Source organism: Kitasatospora sp. NPDC056731 (assembly GCF_040687675.1).
Taxonomy (GTDB): Bacteria; Actinomycetota; Actinomycetes; order Streptomycetales; family Streptomycetaceae; genus Kitasatospora.
Genome location: NZ_JBFBNR010000003.1, coordinates 112,765 through 133,189 on the forward strand (window position 1 = coordinate 112,765; position 20,425 = coordinate 133,189).

A 20,425-nucleotide genomic window follows, 5' to 3' on the forward strand; every position below is an offset into this window, starting at 1 on the left:
ACACCTCGCTCACCCGAGCTCCCGGTAGTCCTCGTCGTCCACCGGCCACCAGGGCAGCTCCCGCACCTTCGGCGCCGGTGGCGCGGCCTCGCCGCTCCAGGACGGCGGCGGGACGGTCACCGCGGTGGCCCGGAACTCGATCTCCAGGATCCGCTCGCCGTCCACCTCCCGTCCGATCCGTTGCAGCGCGATCCGCTTGAGGTACTGCTCGGCGAGCCTGCCACGGGTGTTGGTCAGCGCCTCGTCCTGCGGGTTGTGCGAGCCGTCGTAGAAGTCCCAGGCCCGGCGCAGCACGTTCTGGTCGACGTGGCTGGGGGCGGGGTTGTGCCGGATCGCGGCGAGGTCCTGCGCGGTCAGCCCGGTCCAGTCGCGGGTGCGGGTGGTGCCGTCGGCGGCGGCCGTGCGCACCCGGGCGTCCAGGCTGACGTTCTGCTGCAGCGGATTCGGCGCGAACAGCCGCCAGTTCTGCTCGAACTCCGGGTACACCAGGCCGTCGACCTCGTCCCGGTACTGCCGGGACAGCGAGTTGGCCGGCGCGACGTGCAGGAACACCGCCGCGAGGAAGAGCCCGGTGCCGACCACCAGCACCGCCGCGGTCAGGCCGAGCACGAGCTGCGCGGGCGTCGACCAGACCCGTCCGGCGGCCGGGCGGTCCGTCGTCTCCGTCATGGCCTCCCCGGCCCGGTCGGCGCGCCGCCCGGGTCCCGTCCCGGCGCGGTCGCGCGCCCATCCTGCCCTACCGGGCGAACACGACGGTGCCGGACGGGGCCACCGGACCACCGGGCCACGGGGCTACGAGGCCACAGACCTGCAGACCTACAGGACGAAGGCGTCCTGGTCGGTGCTGCTCACCATCGGACGGCCCGCGCCCTCCCAGGCGTACATGCCGCCGTCCACGTTCACCGCGTCCCGGCCCTGCTGCACCAGGTACTGGACGACCTGCGCGGAGCGGCCGCCGACCCGGCAGAGCACGTACAGCTTCCCGTCCGGCAGTTCGCCGATCCGGGCGATGACCTCGCCGAGCGGGATGTGCAGCGCGCCGTCCACGTGGCCGGCGTCCCACTCGTCCTGCTCGCGCACGTCCAGCAGGGCTGCGTCGGCGGGCACTGCGGCGGCGGTGGTGGAGGGGATCTGCGCGAACATCGTGTGGCTCTCCTGGGGCTGGGTCGGGTCGGTACCATTGTCGCCCACCGGCTGCCGGTGGCCGTCGCCCGCCGCGGCCGGGGCGCCTAGGGCGTGTTTCATCATTCGCGGCGGATCAGCGCGCGGCGGTGGGCGCCCGGCTGGGCGTGCCGGCGAAGCGTCCTCGTACTGGGCCGTACTTGGACGTTTCGCCGGTGCGGTCAGGCGGGATGCCCGGCGTCGCGCGCCCGGCGAGAATTATGAAACACGCCCTAGCAGCCGCTCCAGTTCGGCCTGCTGGGCGGCGGCCTTGGCGAGCAGTTCCTCGGCGAGCTGTTCCAGCAGCCGGTCCGGGTCCTGCGGGGCCAGCGCGAGCAGCTGACCCATCGGGGTCTGTTCCAGCCGGACCTGCTCGGTGGCGGTCTCGGTGATCTTGCCGGTCAGCCACTCCAGCCGGCGGCGCAGCCACTCCAGCCGGTCGGGGGAGTCGGCGCCGGGCGCGGCCTCGGGCGCGGTGGACCACTCCGCGGACAGGCCCTCCAGCGCGGCGGCGTCGCCGACCGCGTAGGCCTCGTTCACCCGGGCCAGGAACGCGGCCCGGCGCTGCTGCTCGGCCGGGTCGGTGCTGAGGTCGGGGTGGGCCCGGCGGACCAGCTCGCGGTAGATCCGCTGGGCGTCCCGCCCGGGGCGCACCCGGGCCGGCGCGGCGGGCGGCGGCGGGGCCGCCTCCTGCTCCCGGACGGAGTCGAACAGCGCGTCGAGGTCGGGCAGTTCGTCGACCTGCCGGCGGGCCTCGGCGGCCCGGCGGAGGTCCTCGGGGTGCCCGGTCCTGGCCGCGACCGCCTCGGCGACCAGCGCCTCCAGCTCGTCCAGCCGGGCGTAGAGCGGGCCCAGCAGCTGATGGTGGATCAGCGCGAAGTTGTCGATCTCGACCCGCAGCGTCTGCACGTCGACGTCCATGCTGAGCCAGGCGAGTTCGGCGGCGGCGACCCGCTCCTCCAACTCCTGCTGCTGCGGGTCCGTCCAGCGGACGGGGCTCTGCGCGGTCACTTCTCGCCTCTGTCTCGTCCGGCCGGCTGCGTCCTGCGGAGCCGCCTCGCGGGGTGGCCCGGCCTGCCACCCTACCCTCGCGCGCGAAAGCCCCGTCCGGGTGAACGGGGAGTGCGAACCGGCGCGCGCCGCACGGCACGCAACCGATCCTGAGGAATCTCCCCGTTTCGCTATCACGCCCGGGCCGGTCCGTGCTTCGCTAGGGCGTGTCTGATGATTCGCGTCGGATCAGCGCGCGGCGTCGGGCACCCGGCGGACTCGTTCAGACACGCCCTCAAGCCCGGCACGATCCACAGGACACGCCCCGGGTTTCCGCACAGCGTGCCTTCCTCCGGAGAGACGGCCGCCTCCAGGCGTGGCGGCCAGGCGGGAGCAGACCGAATCCATGGTGGCCGAGTCCAACTCCACACCGCGTCCGGCGGACGCCGAGGCCGTACCGGGTGACCACCCGACCGGCGTGGCCGCCCTGGTCCGGCTCGCCCTCGTCCTGGTCGACCGGGCCGGACGGATCGCCCAGTGGAGCCGGGCCGCCGAGGAACTGTTCGGGCACCGCGCCGAGGTCGCCCACGACCGGCCGGCCAGCGGACTGCTGCCCGCCGTGGAGCCGCTCGCCGCCCCCGGCCAGACCGCCGGGTCCGCCGTGCGCCGCCGCTGCGACGCCCTGGACACCCTGGCCGCGCTGACCGCCGACGGGCGCCCCTGGGCCGGCCAGCTGGCCGTCATCGACCGCGAGGAGCACCTGCGCGACGTGCTCTGGTGGGCCTGGCCGCTGCCCGACCCGTTCGGCGGCCTGCTCGCCCTCGCCGCCGACGCCCGACCGCTGCGCACCGCCGGCCCCCGGCTCGCACTCGGCGAGCGGCTGCTGCCGTTCGCCGCCGCCCCGCCCGCCCGGGGCGGCTTCCACCGGCTGGGCGCGGCCCTGACCCCGCCCGGTCGGCTGCGCGCCGGTCTGCTGTCGGCTGACCGGCTGGCCGGGCTGCTGCCGGCCGGTTCGGCCGCCCGCCGGGCGCTGCTGCTCAACGTGCTGGACCAGGCCGGTCTGCCCGCCCTGCGGCTGGACCCGGCCACCGTGCTGCCGGTCCTGCCCGCCGACCCGCAGACCGCCGCCGCGCACGCCGCCGCCGGACTCGGCCGGCGCTACCCGACCGCCCAGCAGCGCGCCGCCCGGGTCGGCCCGCCGCCGCAGCCCGAGCAGTCCGCGCCCCCGGCCCGGACGGTCCGGGGGCGGACGCCCGGCCCGCTGCCGGCCCAGCGCGAGACCGCCGAGCGGTCCGCGGCCGCCCAGCCGTCCGGCGCCGTCGGCGCCCCGGCAGGCGTCCCACCGACCACCCCAGCCCCGACCACCCCGACGACGACCACCCCGGCCCCGGCGGTCCCGCCCCCGACCGCCCCGTCCCCGACCGGAGGAGGAGCCGCCATCGAGCCGGCCGCCGCCGAACCGCCCGCCAACGGCCGTCCGCCCCGCCGCAGCGACCAGACCCCCACCGGCGCCGAGGGCGCCCCGTCCGGGCGGCTGAGCCCGTTCCTGACCAACGGGCAGGCCGGCGAGCAGCTGGCACTGCTGAACGAGGTCGGCGGCAAGGTCGGCACCACCCTGGACCTCGGCTTCACCGCGCACGAGCTCTGCCAGGTGCTGGTCCCCCGGGTCGCCGACTTCGCCTGCGTGGACCTGGTGGACGGGCTGATCTCCGACTCCGAGCTGCCGGCCGCCCGCCCGGACGACGACACCATGCTCCGCCGGGTCGCCCTGGTCTACAACGAGACCGGCGGCGCCTGGGACCACGTGCTGTCCGAGGGCTCGCTGGTCAGCATGCCGCGCCGCACCCCGCCGGGGATGGCCCTGCAGCTGAACCAGCCGGTCCTGGTCCCGGTGATCAGCGCGGACGTCGCGGTCGACTACGCGATCGCGCTCGGCGGGGCCCGGCTGGCCCAGGTGGTCTCCGGCCGCTCGATGCTGGTGGTGCCGCTGTCCGCCCGGGGCACCGTGCTGGGCATCCTCAAGCTGCTCCGGCTGCCGGACCGCGCACCCTTCGACGAGAGCGACGCCGCCACCCTCAAGGAGCTGGCCGTCCGCGCCGCGCTCTCCCTGGACAACGCCCGGCTGCACCGCGCCGAGGCCAGGGTGGCCACCACCCTCCAGCGCTCGATGATCCCGACCCGCCCGCCGCAGATCCCCGGCGTCCAGATCGCCCACCGCTACCTGCCGGGCGACCCGAAGGCCGAGGTCGGCGGCGACTGGTTCGACGCGATCCAGCTGCCCGGCAGCCGGGTCGCCCTGGTGGTCGGCGACGTGATGGGCCACGGCCTGCACTCGGCGGCCGCGATGGGCCGCTTCCGGACGGCCATGCAGACCCTCGCCGCGCTCGACCTGCCGCCCGGCCAGCTGCTGCGGCACCTGGACAACCTGGCCCACAAGCTCGGCGACGACCACCTCGCCACCTGCCTGTACGCGGTCTACGACCCGATCAACCGGACCTGCGAGCTGGCCAGCGCCGGCCACGTCCCGCCGGTGCTGGTGCACCCGGACGGCTCCGGTGAGCTGCTGGAGATCCCGGCCGGCGCTCCGATCGGGGTCGGCGGGGTGCCGTTCGTCGCCAAGACCATCGACGTCTCGGACGGCTCGATGCTGGTGCTGTGCACCGACGGTCTGGTCGAAGTCCGGGGCGGCGACATAGGAGCGGGCCTGGCCGCGCTCTGCGGCAATCTGATCGACCCGCGGCAGAGCCCCGAGCAGGCCTGCGACGTGGTGCTCAAGCGGCTGCACTCGGACGACCGGAAGGACGACGTCGCCCTGCTGGTGGCCCGCTTCGACGGGGTCGCCCCGTCCGAGGTGGCCACCTGGGACCTCAGGGTGGACCACCGCGAGGTGCGCCGGGCCCGCTCGCTGGTCCGCGAGCAGCTGGCCGGCTGGCACCTGGAGGCGCTCAGCGACATCACCGAGCTGCTGGTCAGCGAGCTGGTCACGAACGCCGTCCGGGTGGCCCGGGACCGCGTCCGGCTCCAGCTGATCCGGGTGGACAAGCTGCTGGTCGAGGTCAGCGACGACAACCACAACCTGCCGTCGCTGGAGCCGGCCGAGCAGTTGGGCGAGACCGGCCGCGGCCTCACCCTGGTGACCAAGCTCGCCGAGCGCTGGGGCACCGCCCGCAAGGCGGTCGGCAAGGTGGTCTGGTTCGAACTCCCCCTGCCGCACGCCTGACGGCCGGCTGCCCGACGGCCGTCAGACGGCGGGTGGGTCAGGGGACGAGCGCGCCCGCCGGGCGCCGCCGGGCCTCCACCGCGACCTCCCGCGACGCGGTCGCGGCCACCGAGGTGGCGGCCCCGACCCCGGCCAGCACCCGCGGCCAGAAGTCCCCGAACACCTCGACCGAGACGGCGAGCAGCAGCGCGGTGATCACCGCGACCACGTGCTCCAGACCGGCCAGGTTCGGCAGCACGACCGCCTCGCCGACCATCATGACCACCACCAGGCCGGCGGTGAACCAGGCCCGGCAGCGGAACGCGATGCAGATCGCCAGCGCCACCACCGCGGCCGACGGCCCGGTGTCCCGCACGTAGGCGACCCACTTCGGGAAGCCGAACACGTGATCCGGACCGAGGGCCACGCCGATCCGGGCGAACAGCGTGCCCGCCAGGGTGCAGGTGTAGGCCACCACCAGGGTCATCCGCCGGCCGAGCACGATCTCGGCGACGCCGAAGACCACGAACACCTGGGCCAGCGCGCCCCAGACCGGCAGGTCCAGCGCCGGCACGTACAGCGAGAGCGGGGTCCGCAGCAGCGAGACGTCCAGCGGCAGCGCCGCCTTCACCACCCCGATGCGGTTGACGAAGTGCTCACCGCCCGGCAGGTGCTGGGTGATGCTGAACAGGAGGATCAGAAACGTCGCCGCCGTGGCCATCGGAACGGCGGCGAACTTCTTGCGCACCACCGCGTCCCGCACCGTCGCGTACAACGTCCCCCACTCGGCGGCAGCAGCCGATCTGGCCAGCGCCAGCGACCCCTCCCGCACGCCCCCCGCGTGGGTCCTGTCCATCACAACCGTTACTCCCGAATCCCCGAACTTTCTGAGCTACTCCAACATTAGAAGCCTCTTAACAAATCCACATCGGCATAGATGCGGATCAGGGTCATCCTCTGGGGGGAGGGATATCCCTGACGTCACCCCCTATCCGACCGCCCGGTCCCCTCCGCCCCCCGGCGGAGGGCTACCCCTTCCCGTCCCGCGCCGCGACCGGGAGCCGGGGCGCCACCACGGCGGCCCCGGAGTGCCGGCGGCGGAACAGGGCGGGCAGGCTCGGCGCGACGATGAAGCCCTCGGCCCGCGCGCTGGCGATGCCGATCCGCGGGATCTCGCTGCTCTTCTCGAACAGCAGGTAGCGGGGCTCCCAGATCGGCCGGTACTTGGCGTTCGCGCGGTACAGCGACTCGATCTGCCACCAGCGCGAGAAGAAGCCCAGGACGGAACGCCACAACCGCAGCACCGGGCCGGCGCCGAGCCGCGAACCGCGCTCGAAGACCGAACGGAACATCGCGAAGTTCAGCGACACCCGCTTCAGCCCGACCTCCTCGGCACGCTGCAGCAACTCGATGACCATGAACTCCATCAGGCCGTTCTCGGTGTCCCGGGCCCGGCGCATCAGGTCCAGCGAGAGCCCGTCCGGGCCCCACGGGACGAAGCTCAGCAGCGCCTTGAGCTCGCCGTCGCCGTCGTGGCACTCCAGCATCACGCAGCGGCCGTCGCCCGGGTCGCCGAGCCGTCCGAGCGCCATCGAGAAGCCGCGCTCGGTCGCCCCGTCGCGCCACTGGTCGGCCTTGGCCACCAGTTCGGCCATCTCGCACTCGGGGATGTCCTCGTGCCGGCGGATCCGCGTCGTGTACCCGGCCCGCTTGACCCGGTTGTACGCCTGGCGGACCACCCGCATCGCCCGGCCGTCCAGCGAGAACTCGTCCAGCTCGACGATCGCCTCGTCGCCCAGCTCCAGCGCGTCCAGCCCGTGCCGGGCGTAGATCACCCCGGCCTCCTCGGAGGCGCCCATCACGGCCGGCGCCCAGGCGTGCTCGCGGGCCTCGGCCAGCCAGGTGTCGATCGCGCCCGGCCAGGCCTCCGGGTCGCCGATCGGGTCGCCCGAGGCCAGCGAGACCCCGCCGATCACCCGGTAGGTCACCGCCGCCTTGCCGCTGGGGGAGAAGATCACCGCCTTGTCCCGGCGCAGCGCGAAGTAGCCGAGCGAGTCCCGCTCGCCCTGCTTGTCCAGCAGCGAGCGCAGCTTCGCCTCGTCCTCGGGGTTCAGCAGCTCCTTGCCGCGCGGGCTGCGGAAGGCCACGTAGAGCACCAGCAGGAAGAGCACCGCGCCCATCGCGTTGATCGCCGCGTTGACCCAGGTCGGCGAGGAGATCACCGAGCGCAGGTGCTCCGAGGGGTTGATCGTGATCATCCGGCCGACGGAGTAGCGGAAGAGGTCCCAGAAGCCCGCGCCGCCGAGCCCGTTGGTCGCCCAGACCAGCAGCGCGCCGACGACCCCGCCGAACAGCAGCCCGCCGACGAAGGTGGCCGCCGCCGTCTTCGGGTTGGAGCGGTCGCCCTTGGACGTGAAGTCCTTCCGCCCGATGACCAGCGCCAGGACGAACAGGCAGGTCAGCACGGTGGAGATGTAGTTGAGCGGGTGGGCCTTGAACCGCTCGCCGGGCATCACCATGGCCAGCAGGTACAGCACCGCGAACATGCTGGCCAGGGCCGCGTTGAAGATCCAGGCGGCCCGCTTGCGCCGCCGCATCGCGATGGCCAGGAAGACCGCCAGCACCGCGCTGGCCAGACCCGAGGTCATCAGGTACGGGGTGAAGTACTCACCCTCGTTGTGCTCGTTGACCTGGTTCCCCCACGGCACCAGCAGCACCGTCGCCACGTTCAGCAGCGCCAGCAGCCGGAGGTACCACACGGAGACGGCGGCGGCCCGCGGGCGCCAGCGGTCGAGCACGCCGACGGGCCGGGGCCCGGTGGACGTGGCGGAAGGCTCCGACTTCACAGTGGACGACACAGCTCAATTCCAAACGATCAGATGGTGGGGCGCATCCGCACACGGCCCGGCGACGGGTGCCCGCAGGGGCCCGACGGACTGACCGGCGGCCCTCACCTCGACCGGGCGCCCACTGAATGGAGCAGGCCGACAAAGGGCAGCCAACTCCATGGTTCCCCACCCGGCCTGAGAATTGCGTGAACCGGGTAGCGGATTCCCACCCCCGCCATGTGGCGGGGGTAAGGACCGCCATCCGTTCGGCGCCCCACCCCGGCTACCCCTACCCTCGAAACGACCCGCGCGGACCGCCCGACCCCGGCCGCCAGAACCGAGGAGGCACCATCACCGACACCCGCGTGCTGATCGTGGACGACGAGATCCTGGTCCGCTCCGGCCTGGGCCTCATCGTCGGCTCCGCCCCCGACCTGGAGGTCGTCGGCGACTGCTCCGGCGGCCAGGCCGAGGAGCACGTCCAGCGCCTGCGCCCGCACGTGGTGCTCCTCGACATCCGGATGCCGGACCTCGACGGCATCTCGGTGCTGCGCCGGCTGCGCGCCCTGCCGGACCCGCCCGCCGTGGCGATGCTCACCACCTTCGACAGCGACGAGTACATCGGCACCGCGCTGCGGGCCGGCGCCTCCGGCTTCCTGCTCAAGGACACCGCCCCCGAGCAGCTGGTCCACGCCGTCCGGGTGCTCGCGGCCGGCGGCAACATCCTGTCCCCGACCGTCACCCGCACCGTGATCGGCGGCTACGTGGACGGCGGCGGCCCGGACGCCGAGGCCACCTCGCTCGCCCGCACCCTCACCGGCCGGGAGCTCGACGTGCTGGCCCTGCTCGGCGAGGGACTGTCCAACGCCGAGATCGCCGACCGGCTCTTCCTCGGCACCGGCACCGTCAAGGACCACATCAGCGCGATCCTCGGCAAGCTCGGCGCGGCCAACCGGGTCCAGGCGGCGGTGCTCGCCCACCGGGCCGGGCTGGTCCGGCCGAAACCCGGCGACGGGGCATGACGGCCACCGAACAGCTGCCGTCCAGACGGCTCCCGGCCTGGTGCACCGCCCCCTGGCTGATGCTGCTGCTGCCCGCCCTCTACTCCCTCCTGGACGCCGCCCTGGTGGCCCGGAACTCCCCGTGGTGGCAGATCGCGCTCTCCACGCTGGCCGCCGTCGCCCTGCTCTGGCGCCGCCGCTTCCCGGTGGCGGCGCTGCTGCTCACCATGCCCGGCAGCTACGTCGACGACATCTGGCTGGCCCCGATCACCGCCGTCTACACGGTGGCCTCCGAACGCCCCCGCCCGCGGATCGTCATCCCCTGCGCGACCCTGTTCACGCTGGTCGAGTTCTTCCACTGGCCGCTGTCCGAGCAGACCCTCGAACTCAGCCGGGACACCGCGCTCTACGCCATCCAGTCGGTGATGCTGGCCGCCGGCCCGGCCGCCACCGGGCTGCTCGCCCGCACCCGGCGGGAGCTGGCCGCCCGGCTCGACGAGCTGACCCGCGGCCAGGAGCGGGAGAGCCGGCTGCTCGCCGAACGGGTGCTGATCAGCGAGCGCGGCCGACTCGCCCGGGAGATGCACGACGTGGTCTCGCACCAGGTCAGCCTGATCAGCATCCAGGCCGGTGCGCTCCAGGTGAGCACCGCCGACCCGGCCGCCGCGACCACCGCCCGCACCATCCGCGAACTGGCCGTCCGCACCCTCGACGAGCTGCGCCAGATGGTCGGGGTGCTGCGCAGCACCGCCGGCCCGCGCCCGGACGCCCCGCTCGCCCCGCAGCCCCGGCTGGCCGACCTGCCCCGGCTGATCGCGGAGAGCGGGCTGGCCGCCGACACCGAACTGAACCCCGGTGACCGCCCGTGGCCGGAGGCGGTCGAGCGGGCCGCCTACCGCACCGTCCAGGAGGCGCTCACCAACATCACCAAGTACGCCCCGGAGGCGGCGGTGCACGTGAAGGTCCGGGCGAAGGGGCGCCGGCTGCGGGTCGAGGTGCGCAACGACGCGCCCCCGGTCCACCCGGACGAGATCCTGCCGGGCGGCGGCCACGGCCTGGTCGGCCTGCGCGAGCGCGCGCAGCTGCTGGGCGGCTCGCTCAGCGCCGGCCCCACCCAGGACGGCGGCTTCGAGGTCCGCGCCGAGCTGCCCGCCACCCGTTCCTGACCGGGACAACGAGAAAGCCCCGCAGATCCGTAGATCTGCGGGGCTTCGCTGTGCGCGAGGGGGGAGTTGAACCCCCACGCCCTTTCGGGCACTGGAACCTGAATCCAGCGCGTCTGCCTATTCCGCCACCCGCGCATGGGTGTCGTCTTCGTTGCCGACCGATCTTCCGAACCGCTCGGTACCATGTGGTCTTCGCGCTTCTTTGGACCGGCCTCCCTGGTGGGCGGCCCTTCCGACGTGGAAAACAGTAGCACGACCCGGGGGGCCGCTCCGAATCCGTTCTTCGGCGGGACGAAGCGCATCCGAACGGATGCACGACGAACGGGCGAGCGAGTGACGGGAGCCCACCCGGGCGGGCACACCTGGCGTGCCGTACCCGGTATGCGTCACCCTGTGTGTCCGAGCCCACCCCCGGGCACCACGCTGTCCGGGAACCGTACGGAAGGGCCCGGCGTGGATACGATCAGTACGGAAGTACCGCAAGTAGGCACGACCGACTCCCGGCGGGATCCGGTCGGCAGGCAGGCGAACGAACCCTGGAAGGGGGTGTCCCATGGGAGTGCTGAAGAAGTTCGAACAGCGACTTGAGGGTCTCGTCAACGGCACCTTCGCCAAGGTGTTCAAGTCCGAGGTCCAGCCCGTGGAGATCGCCGGTGCGCTGCAGCGCGAGTGCGACAACAACGCGAGCATCTGGAACCGCGACCGCACCGTCGTGCCGAACGACTTCATCGTCGAGCTGAGCCCGCACGACCACGAGCGGCTCAGCCCCTACTCCGGGCAGCTGGGCGCCGAGCTGGCCGGCATGGTCCGCGAGTACGCGGAGGCCCAGCGGTACAGCTTCATGGGCCCGCTCCAGGTGAACCTGGAGAAGGCCGACGATCTGGACACCGGCCTGTACCGGGTGCGCAGCCGCACCCTGGCGGCCGAGGAGCCCCAGCAGTACGCCCCGCAGCAGCAACAACAGCAGCAGCCCGGATACGACCGCCAGCCGGCCGCCCCGGCCCCCGGCGCACCATGGCAGCAGACCGGCGCCGGCCAGTACGGCGCGCCCCCGCCGCCGGCCGCGCCCCCGGCGATGCCCCAGGGCCCGCCCGCGACGTCCGGCGGCAACGTCCGCGCCTTCCCCGGCGCCGGCCACGGCGCCTCGCTCCGCCGCTGGATCGAGGTGAACGGCGCCCGCCACCAGATCACCGGCGCGGCCTGCGTGCTCGGCCGCTCGACCGAGGCGGACGTGCGGATCGACGACCCCGGGGTCTCCCGCAAGCACGCCGAGATCCGCCCCGGCACCCCTTCGATGGTCCTCGACCTGGGATCCACCAACGGCATCGTGGTGGACGGACAGCACACCCAGCGCGCTACGCTCCGCGACGGCTCCCGCATCGTCGTGGGCTCCACCACCATCGTCTACCGACAGGTCGAAGGGTAGTGTCCGAGTTGTTCGCGCGCCTCGCTCACCGACAGGCGGGCCGGCCATGTCAGAACTGACCCTCACGGTCATGCGGCTGGGCTTCCTGGCCGTGCTGTGGCTGTTCGTCATCGTCGCGATCCAGGTGATCCGCAGCGACCTGTTCGGGACCAAGGTGAACCCCCGCTCCTCCCGTCGCGGCGCCAACGCCGCTCCGGGCGGCGCCGCCGCCGCTCCGGCCGCCGGGCGCACCGCGCAGGCCCCGGCCGCCGGCCCCGCGGCGGGCCAGACCCAGGGCGGCGGCCGCCGCCGCGGCGCCCCGACCCAGCTCGTGGTGGTGCAGGGCTCGCTGGCCGGGACCACCGTCGCGCTCCAGGGCCAGACCATCACCCTGGGCCGCGCGCACGACTCCACCATCGTGCTGGACGACGACTACGCGTCCTCCCGGCATGCCAGGATCTATCCGGATCAGACTGGGCAGTGGACGGTCGAGGATCTAGGCTCCACCAACGGCACCTATCTGGACCGGCAGCGCCTGACCGCGCCCACTCCGCTCCAGCCGGGCATGCCGATCCGTATCGGCAGGACCGTCATCGAACTGCGGAAGTAGTAGCGCATGAGGGACAGCATCCCGTCCATGACCCAGAGGGGGGCACAGGTCGCATGACCCTGGTGCTGCGCTTCGCCGCCGGCTCCCACAAGGGACTGATCCGGGAGGGGAACGAGGACTCCGGCTACGCCGGGCCGCGGCTGCTGGCCGTGGCCGACGGCATGGGCGGCGCCGCGGCCGGCGAGGTCGCGTCCTCCGAGGTGCTCGGCTCGATCGTCCGACTGGACGAGGACGTGCCGGGCGCCGACCTGCTGACCCTGCTGGGCGACGCCGTCCAGGGCGCCAACGACCGGCTCCGGCAGATGGTCGAGGAGGACCCGCAGCTGGAGGGCATGGGCTGCACGCTGACCGCGATGCTCTGGACCGGCCAGCGGATGGGCATGGTGCACGTCGGCGACTCCCGCGCCTACCTGCTGCGCGACGGCTCGCTGGTGCAGATCACCCAGGACCACACCTGGGTGCAGCGCCTGGTCGACGAGGGCCGGATCACGCCGGAGGAGGCCGAGACCCACCCGCAGCGCTCGCTGCTGATGCGGGCGCTCGACGGCCGCGGCCAGGTCGAGCCCGACCTGTCGATCCGCGAGGTCCGCGCCGGCGACCGCTACCTGATCTGCTCCGACGGCCTCTCCGGCCCGGTCAGCCACCAGACCCTCCAGGACACCCTCGGCAGCTACTACTCACCCGAGCAGACCGTGCAGGAACTGATCCAGCTCGCGCTGCGCGGCGGCGGTCCGGACAACATCACCTGCATCGTGGCGGACGTCATCGACGTCGGTGCCACGGACACCACGAGCGGCCAGTACAACGACGTCCCGGTGGTGGTCGGCGCGGTCGCCGACACCCCGCCGTCCTCGGCCGCCGCGGACCGCTCGATCGCCGACACCCCGGCCGGCCGCGCCGCCGGCCTCGGCCGCACCCCGCAGGGCGCCTTCGGCCCCGCCGAGGGCTACGACGCCGGCTACGGCGCCGCCCAGGGCGGCTTCGGCCCCGCGGAGGGCTACGAGGGCGAGTACGGCTACGGCTCCGGCGAGCCCTCGGTGTACGGCGCCGAGGAGTTCGACGAGGAGCCGCCCGCGAAGCGCAAGCGCAAGGGCCTCACCGTCTCGGTGGCCGTCCTGGTCACCCTCGGCCTGCTCGGCGGCGCCGGGTTCTTCGGCTACCAGTGGACCCAGGACCAGTACTACGTCGCCAAGCAGGGCGACCACGTCGCGGTCTACCAGGGCATCAACCAGAACCTGGCCGGCCTGAGCCTGTCCTCGGTGCACACCGCGTACAAGGACGTCGAGCTCAAGTACCTGCCGCAGGACCAGGCCGAGCACCTGAACAAGACCATCTCGGCCGACAGCCTGGGCGCCGCCACCGCGACCGTCCAGGAGCTCGACGGCTGGGTCAAACTCTGCAAGAAGGTCGCCGACGCCCGGACCAACCCGGGCGCCCAGGGCACCCAGGCGGCGCAGGCCACCCACGCCGCGTTCCTGGCCGTCACGCCCACCCCGGGCGAGAAGACCCGCCCCCCGGTGGCCCCCACCACTCCGACCCCGGCCACCCCGACCCCGACCGCCCCGAGCCCGACCGCACCGGCGCCGAACGCCGCCGCGCCGAACACCGGCCCGTCGGGCGACCTCTCCGGGCTGACCGAGGAGGAGCGCAGCCGGGCCGACTCCTGCCCGAAGCAGTGACCTCCGTGATCCGACATAGGCCCGCCCCGAGCGGGGCAGCCGGCCGTCAGGGAGCGGTCACCACGTGAGCACCTACGACCTGAGCGACGACACCGGCCGGGCCGGCAGGCGCCGGACGGCCACCGACCGCGCCGCCTCCCGGCGCCGGGCCAACACCACCATCTCCCTCCAGGGCGCGCCGAACCGGCGCAACACCGAGCTGGCCCTGCTGGCCTTCGCCGTCGTGCTGCCGATCCTCGCGTACGCCAACGTGGGCCTCGCGATGGACTCCGCGCTGCCGAGCGGCATGGTCGGCTACGGGCTCGGCATGGGCGCGCTGGCGCTGGTCGCGCACCTGCTGGTGCGCCGCTTCGCGCCGTACGCGGACCCGCTGATGCTGCCGATCGCCACCCTGCTGAACGGTCTCGGCGTGGTGATGATCTGGCGGCTCGACAAGGCCGGCAAGCTGCTGAGCGCCAACTTCCCGGCGGCCCGCAACCAGCTGATGTGGTCGGCCCTCGGGATCGGGCTGTTCATCGGCGTGATGGTGTTCCTGAAGGACCACCGGGTGCTCCAGCGCTACACCTACATCTCGATGGTGGCGGCGCTGGTCCTGCTCGCCGCGCCGGCCTTCTTCCCGGCCCGGGCGGAGGACTTCGGCGCCAAGATCTGGATCCGGATGGGCGGCTTCTCCATCCAGCCCGGCGAGTTCGCCAAGATCATCCTGACGGTGTTCTTCGCCGGCTACCTGATGGTCAAGCGCGACGCCCTCGCCCTGGCCAGCCGCCGCTTCATGGGCCTGTACCTGCCGCGCGGGCGCGACCTCGGCCCGATCGTCGTGATCTGGCTGCTCAGCCTGCTGATCCTGGTCTTCGAGAACGACCTCGGCACGTCCTTCCTGTTCTTCGGCCTGTTCGTGGTGATGCTCTACGTCGCCACCGAGCGGACCAGCTGGATCCTGTTCGGCCTGCTGATGTCGATCGGCGGCGCGGTCGCGGTCGCCATGACCACCAGCCACGTCAAGGTCCGCATCGACGCCTGGCTCGACCCGATGGCCGCCTTCGGAGCACACCCGCCGAAGGGCGCCACCGAGCAGATCGGCCAGTCGCTGATGGCGCTCGGCTCCGGCGGGGTGACCGGCTCGGGCCTCGGCCAGGGCCGCTCCTGGCTGATCAACTTCGCCGCGAAGAGCGACTTCATCCTGGGCTCGTTCGGCGAGGAGCTCGGGCTGACCGGCCTGATGGCGATCTTCCTGCTGTACGCCCTGCTGGTGCAGCGCGGCCTGCGCACCGCCCTCGCCGCCCGCGACCCGTTCGGCAAGCTGTTCGCCGTCGGGCTCTCGTCGGCGATGGCGCTGCAGGTCTTCGTCGTGGCCGGCGGCGTCACCGGGCTGATCCCGCTCACCGGTATGACCATGCCGTTCCTCGCCCAGGGCGGGTCGTCCGTGGTCGCCAACTGGGCGCTGGTCGCGATCCTGCTGAAGATCAGCGACAGCGCCCGCCGACCCGGGGTCGAAGCGACCCCGGCCACCGAGGGCCAGGGAGGACCCGTCCGATGAACAAGCCGATCCGCCGGGTCTCGATCTTCTGCCTCGTCCTGATCCTGGCCCTGATGGTGCGCACCAACTGGGTGCAGGGCGTCCAGGCCGACGCCTGGGCCACCAACAAGAACAACAAGCGCCAGCAGTACGACCGGTACGCCCACCCGCGCGGCAACATCATCGTCGGCGGCCAGCCGGTCACGAAGTCCGACTTCGTCAACGGCCTGCGCTACAAGTACAAGCGCTCCTGGGTCGACGGCCCGATGTACGCCCCGGTCACCGGCTACTCCTCCCAGGTCTTCGGCTCCAGCCAGCTGGAGAACCTGGAGGACGGCATCCTCTCCGGCACCGACGACCGGCTGTTCTTCCGCAACACCCTGGACATGCTGACCGGCGAGCAGCAGCGCGGCGGCGACGTCGTCACCACGATCAACGCCAAGGCCCAGAAGGCCGCCTGGGACGGCCTCGGGGACAAGAAGGGCGCCGCCGTCGCGATCGACCCGAAGACCGGCGCGATCCTGGCGCTGGTCTCCACCCCGTCCTACGACCCGGGCACCATCGCCGGCAGCGAGAGCGGCGACTCCAAGGCCTGGACGGACCTCAACGCCGACCCCAACAAGCCGATGCTCAACCGGGCGCTGAAGGAGACCTATCCGCCCGGCTCCACGTTCAAGCTGGTCACCGCGACCGCCGCGTTCGAGAACGGCCTGTACCAGAACATCGACGACCAGACCGCGACGCCGGACCCGTACACCCTGCCGGGCACCCAGACGGTGCTCAACAACGAGTCGCCGCTCGAGAAGTGCGGGAACGCCACGGTCAAGTCGGGGATGGACCAGTCCTGCAACACGGTCTACGCCAAGATGGGCGCGGACCTCGGCAAGGACAAGATGCGGGCGCAGGCCGAGAAGTTCGGCTTCAACAGCACCATCGACACCCCGGTCCGTTCCGAGAAGAGCATCTTCCCGAACAGCGCGAGCCTGGACGGCACCGCGCAGGACTCGATCGGCCAGCACGACACCCGCGCCACCCCGCTGCAGATGGCCATGGTGTCCGCCGCGATCGCCAACAACGGCAGCCTGATGCAGCCGTACCTGGTCGACCAGGAGCGCTCGGCCTCGCTGACCACCATCTCCAAGCACACCGAGAAGCAGTTCTCCCAGGCGATGAGCCCGGCCACCGCGCAGAAGATGCAGGACCTGATGGTCTCGGTGGTGGACAACGGCACCGGCAAGAACGCCAAGATCCCCGGCCTCCAGGTCGGCGGCAAGACCGGTACCGCGCAGCACGGCGAGGACAACGCCGGGCTGCCGTTCGCCTGGTTCACCTCGTGGGCCAAGACCACCGACGGCCAGTCCGTGGCGGTCGCGGTCGTGGTCGAGGACGGCTCCAACAACCGCGACGGCATCAGCGGCGGCCGGCTGGCCGCCCCGATCGCCAAGGCGGTGATGCAGGCCGTCCTCGGCAAGTGAGGAGGAGGCCCGGCCGTGAGTGGAAAGTCACGATCGACACCCCCGTCCGGATACCGGTCTGATATCGGCCGACGGCCGACTCCGGTCCGATGCGGTGCGAGCGGTAGCGTATCCGCCAGCAGCGGGTGTGCCCGTTGCCGCCCGCGAGACGGCGCACGGCCCGGCCGGAGAACCGGTCGAGACCCGCTCGGCGTCACCCTGAGCGTGCGGGGACACCTACGTCACAACCTCGCCGGCAGGTGAGGGAGAGGGTCGGAACTATGGAAGAGCCTCGTCGCCTAGGCGGCAGGTACGAGCTCGGCGGCGTCCTCGGACGCGGCGGCATGGCCGAGGTGTACCTCGCCCATGACACCCGGCTCGGCCGTTCCGTCGCAGTGAAGACGCTCCGGGCCGACATGGCCCGGGATCCGTCGTTCCAGGCCCGCTTCCGCCGCGAGGCGCAGTCCGCGGCGTCCCTGAACCACCCCGCGATCGTCGCCGTGTACGACACCGGCGAGGACTACATCGACAACATCTCCATCCCGTACATCGTGATGGAGTACGTCGAGGGGTCCACCCTGCGCGAGCTGCTGCACTCCGGCCGACGGCTGCTGCCCGAGCGCGCGCTGGAGATGACCATCGGCATCCTGCAGGCGCTGGAGTACTCGCACCGCGCCGGCATCGTGCACCGTGACATCAAGCCGGCCAACGTGATGCTGACCCGGCAGGGCAACGTCAAGGTCATGGACTTCGGCATCGCCCGCGCGATGGGCGACGCCGGGATGACCATGACCCAGACCTCGGCCGTCATCGGCACCGCCCAGTACCTCTCCCCCGAGCAGGCCAAGGGCGAGCAGGTCGACGCCCGCTCCGACCTCTACTCCACCGGCTGCCTGCTGTACGAACTGCTGACCGTCCGCCCGCCGTTCGTCGGCGACTCCCCGGTCGCGGTGGCCTACCAGCACGTCCGGGAGGAGGCGCAGCCGCCGTCCGTCTTCGACCCCGAGGTCCGCCCCGAGATCGACGCGATCGTGCTGAAGGCGCTCGCCAAGGAGCGCGACTACCGCTACCAGAGCGCCGACGAGATGCGCGACGACATCGAGCGCTTCCTCGACGGCCTGCCGGTGGCCGCCGCCCAGCAGGCCGCCGCGTACGGCATGGGCGCCGGGTACGGCTACGACCAGAACGGCTACCCGCAGCAGCACGACCCGTACGGCCAGACCAACGTGCTGCCGCAGCAGCCCGGCGGCGGCCCGACCACCATGCTGCCGCAGGCCGGCGGGCAGCCCGGCTACGGCCCGCAGGGCGGCTACCAGGACGACGGCTACGGCCAGGCCTACGCCGACGGCCCGGCGGGCGGCGGCCACGACGACGGCTACGGCCGGGACGGCGGCCGGCGCGGCGAGCAGCCGCCGAAGAAGAGCAACACCTCCTGGATCGTGCTGGCGGTCGCCGCCGTGCTGGTCCTGGTCGGCACCTTCTTCGTGGCCCAGGCCATGTTCAACGGCAACGGCGGCGGCACCACGGAGACCCCGAAGGTCGCCGTGCCGAACCTGGTCGGCAAGAGCCTGGCGGACGCCAAGACGGCCGCGGCCGCGGCTGGTCCCAAGCTCGTGGTGGCCGAGGGCGACAAGCTCGCCTGCCCGGACGCCAACATCAAGAAGGACCAGGTCTGCACCCAGAACCCGGCCGTCGGCGGCCAGGTCGCGGAGAACAGCACCATCACCGTGCAGCTCTCCTCTGGTCCGGCCAAGGCCCCGCTGCCGAACGTGGTCGGCAAGACCAAGGACCAGGCGACCAAGGCGCTCGGCGACGCCGGCTTCACCAACGTCACCACCGAGTACAAGGACGACGACACCGCTCCGCAGGAGAACGTCACCGCCCAGGACCCGGCGGCGGGCACCGCCGGCGACCCGACCGCGCCGGTCAAGCTGACCGTCTCGCAGGGCAAGTCGAAGGTGTCCGTGCCGAACGTGGTCGGCGCGCAGAAGGAGGTGGCGCAGGCCCAGCTGGAGGGCCTGGGTTTCCAGGTCGACGCCTCGAAGACGGTGCAGACCACCGACCAGAGCAAGGCGAACACCGTCGCCGCGCAGTCGGTCCCGGCCAACACCAAGGCCCCGGCCAACACGAAGATCACGCTGACGATCTTCAAGATGCAGGACAAGCCCCAGGTCCCGCCGCTGCAGAACGTCAAGCTGTCGGAGGCCATCTCGCAGCTGAGCAAGCTCGGGCTGCTCTACACGGTGGTGTCCGGTCCGTCGGACCCGAACGCCATTGTCGTGAGCACCAACCCGATCGCCGGCACCCAGGTGGACCCGAACACCCAGGTGATGCTCATCACGAAGCCGGCCGATCCGCCCAAAGGGGGTGACCCCCTCTCCCCCTCACCCTCCAGCACCAAAGGGGGGAGCAACAACTAAGCCCTGGTTCCCCTGGATCTGAGGCTTGGTGGGAGTTGTCCGGCCGTACGCCCGAGGGCCCGTCGCAGCGGTTGCGACGGGCCCTCGGGCGTTCTCGGTGCAGGGCGTTCTCAGTGCCGGGCCGCAAGGGCCGGGCCGCAGCAGCGGCCGACGGGCTCAGGGCTGGCGCAGTTCCGGCGGCGGGGTGCGCTTGGCGTCCACGTCGTCCACCCGCACCAGGCTCCCCCAGACCGCCATCCGGTAGCGCGAGGTGTACACCGGCGTGCAGGTGGTCAGCGTGATGTACCGGCCGGGGCCGGTGTAGCCGGAGCCGACCGGGACGGGCGCGACGATGCCGGTGTCGTACTTGGACGTCTCCGGCAGGGTGCTGTCGACCCGGTAGACGTACCACTTGTCCTTGGTCTCGACGACGACCGCGGCGCCCTTGTGCACCGCGTCCAGGTCGTGGAACTTGGCTCCGTGGCCGTCCCGGTGGGCGGCCAGCGCGAAGTTGCCGGCCTGGTCCCAGGGCATCGCGGCGCGGTAGGGCTGCTCGTACACCCCCGCCACGCCCTCGGCCAGGGTGTCGCTGTCGGTGCCCATCCGGATCAGCACCTGGTAGTCCCGGCCCATCGCCGGGACGTGCAGGAAGCCGACCGCGTCCCCGGCCGCGAACGGCGCGGCGGGGGCGGGCGTCCCGCCGGGGGGCGCCGAGGGGGTGCCGGTCGGGCTCGCGGCCCAGGTGTCGCGCAGCCGGTCGGAGGCCGCGGCCGCCGAGCGGTCCGCCTCGACGTTGGTCCACCACAGCGAGTAGGCCACGAACAGGCCGAGCACCAGTCCCAGGGTGATCAGCAGCTCGCCGAAGACGCCGAGTGCGGCCAGCGCCCGACTGCGGCCGCGCCGGGCGGGCGCGGGGCCGGCCTCGGGCGGCGGGAAGGCCTCCTCCCGCGGCTCGGCCGACTGCGCGGTCTCGTCCGTCATCTCCGGTGCTCCCCCTTCGTGCCGGGTGCCCGGGCG

General features: G+C 72.7%; 15 protein-coding genes and 1 tRNA gene. 9 read left to right on the forward strand and 7 right to left on the reverse strand.

Features of this window, described 5'->3' with window-relative positions; translation table 11 throughout:
- Positions 1–9: 9 nt before the first annotated feature.
- The 3 genes from AB0R04_RS04640 to AB0R04_RS04650 all read right to left on the reverse strand — a co-directional run bounded on the left by AB0R04_RS04640 (position 10) and on the right by AB0R04_RS04650 (position 2,172).
- Entirely contained in the window at positions 10–669 is a 660-nt protein-coding gene (locus AB0R04_RS04640; RefSeq protein ID WP_363368186.1) for a DUF5819 family protein, read from the reverse strand.
- Positions 670–816: 147 nt separating this feature from the next.
- The gene (locus AB0R04_RS04645; protein ID WP_167745891.1) at positions 817–1,143 is read right to left on the reverse strand and encodes a rhodanese-like domain-containing protein; all 327 of its coding nucleotides are present in this window, start codon (positions 1,141–1,143) and stop codon (positions 817–819) included.
- 237 nt (positions 1,144–1,380) lie between these two features.
- On the reverse strand, positions 1,381–2,172 hold the full coding sequence (locus tag AB0R04_RS04650; protein ID WP_363368188.1) for a hypothetical protein: 792 nt from the start codon (positions 2,170–2,172) through the stop codon (positions 1,381–1,383).
- A gap of 355 nt (positions 2,173–2,527) precedes the next feature.
- On the opposite strand from AB0R04_RS04650, the gene AB0R04_RS04655 reads away from it, so the two are divergent.
- A complete protein-coding gene (locus AB0R04_RS04655) occupies positions 2,528–5,371 on the forward strand; it encodes a SpoIIE family protein phosphatase (protein WP_363368190.1) in 2,844 nt (947 codons plus the stop codon).
- Positions 5,372–5,408: 37 nt separating this feature from the next.
- Here the strand turns inward: AB0R04_RS04655 and AB0R04_RS04660 are convergent, their stop codons facing one another.
- Both AB0R04_RS04660 and AB0R04_RS04665 read right to left on the reverse strand, forming a co-directional pair.
- Complete coding sequence (locus AB0R04_RS04660; RefSeq protein ID WP_363368192.1) at positions 5,409–6,206, reverse strand: hypothetical protein; 798 nt, start codon at positions 6,204–6,206, stop codon at positions 5,409–5,411.
- 172 nt (positions 6,207–6,378) lie between these two features.
- Positions 6,379–8,148 carry a phosphatidylglycerol lysyltransferase domain-containing protein gene (locus AB0R04_RS04665; RefSeq protein WP_363368378.1) on the reverse strand — a complete coding sequence of 590 codons (1,770 nt, stop codon included), beginning with the start codon at positions 8,146–8,148 and terminating at the stop codon, positions 6,379–6,381.
- A 401-nt stretch (positions 8,149–8,549) separates the two neighbouring features.
- Between AB0R04_RS04665 and AB0R04_RS04670 the strand changes: the two genes are divergently transcribed.
- Positions 8,550–9,200 carry a response regulator transcription factor gene (locus AB0R04_RS04670; RefSeq protein ID WP_244293637.1) on the forward strand — a complete coding sequence of 217 codons (651 nt, stop codon included), beginning with the start codon at positions 8,550–8,552 and terminating at the stop codon, positions 9,198–9,200.
- Positions 9,197–10,345 (forward strand): histidine kinase, encoded by a 1,149-nt coding sequence (locus AB0R04_RS04675; RefSeq protein WP_363368194.1) that lies wholly within the window; start codon positions 9,197–9,199, stop codon positions 10,343–10,345. Before AB0R04_RS04670 ends, AB0R04_RS04675 begins: the two co-directional genes overlap by 4 nt.
- 51 nt (positions 10,346–10,396) lie before the next feature.
- Here the strand turns inward: AB0R04_RS04675 and AB0R04_RS04680 are convergent.
- A tRNA-Leu gene (locus tag AB0R04_RS04680) sits at positions 10,397–10,480 on the reverse strand.
- A 418-nt stretch (positions 10,481–10,898) separates the two neighbouring features.
- On the opposite strand from AB0R04_RS04680, the gene AB0R04_RS04685 reads away from it, so the two are divergent.
- From AB0R04_RS04685 to pknB, 6 genes are all read left to right on the forward strand, one after another.
- Positions 10,899–11,771, forward strand: a complete 873-nt coding sequence (locus AB0R04_RS04685; RefSeq protein WP_363368196.1) for a DUF3662 and FHA domain-containing protein — start codon at positions 10,899–10,901, stop codon at positions 11,769–11,771.
- A gap of 46 nt (positions 11,772–11,817) precedes the next feature.
- Complete coding sequence (locus AB0R04_RS04690; protein WP_063348444.1) at positions 11,818–12,360, forward strand: FHA domain-containing protein; 543 nt, start codon at positions 11,818–11,820, stop codon at positions 12,358–12,360.
- Positions 12,361–12,413: 53 nt separating this feature from the next.
- The gene (locus tag AB0R04_RS04695) at positions 12,414–14,039 is read left to right on the forward strand and encodes a protein phosphatase 2C domain-containing protein (protein WP_063348445.1); all 1,626 of its coding nucleotides are present in this window, start codon (positions 12,414–12,416) and stop codon (positions 14,037–14,039) included.
- Positions 14,040–14,199: 160 nt separating this feature from the next.
- Positions 14,200–15,576, forward strand: coding sequence for an FtsW/RodA/SpoVE family cell cycle protein (locus AB0R04_RS04700; RefSeq protein ID WP_063351252.1), 1,377 nt, complete (start codon positions 14,200–14,202; stop codon positions 15,574–15,576).
- Positions 15,573–17,030 (forward strand): penicillin-binding transpeptidase domain-containing protein, encoded by a 1,458-nt coding sequence (locus tag AB0R04_RS04705; protein WP_363368199.1) that lies wholly within the window; start codon positions 15,573–15,575, stop codon positions 17,028–17,030. The genes AB0R04_RS04700 and AB0R04_RS04705 overlap by 4 nt, the downstream gene beginning before the upstream one ends.
- 260 nt (positions 17,031–17,290) lie before the next feature.
- Positions 17,291–19,429, forward strand: a complete 2,139-nt coding sequence (pknB, locus tag AB0R04_RS04710; protein ID WP_363368201.1) for a Stk1 family PASTA domain-containing Ser/Thr kinase — start codon at positions 17,291–17,293, stop codon at positions 19,427–19,429.
- Between the two features lie 156 nt (positions 19,430–19,585).
- On the opposite strand, the gene AB0R04_RS04715 is transcribed toward pknB, so the two are convergent.
- Positions 19,586–20,389: a class E sortase gene (locus tag AB0R04_RS04715; RefSeq protein ID WP_363368203.1), complete on the reverse strand. Its 804-nt coding sequence runs from the start codon at positions 20,387–20,389 to the stop codon at positions 19,586–19,588.
- Positions 20,390–20,425 lie beyond the last annotated feature (36 nt).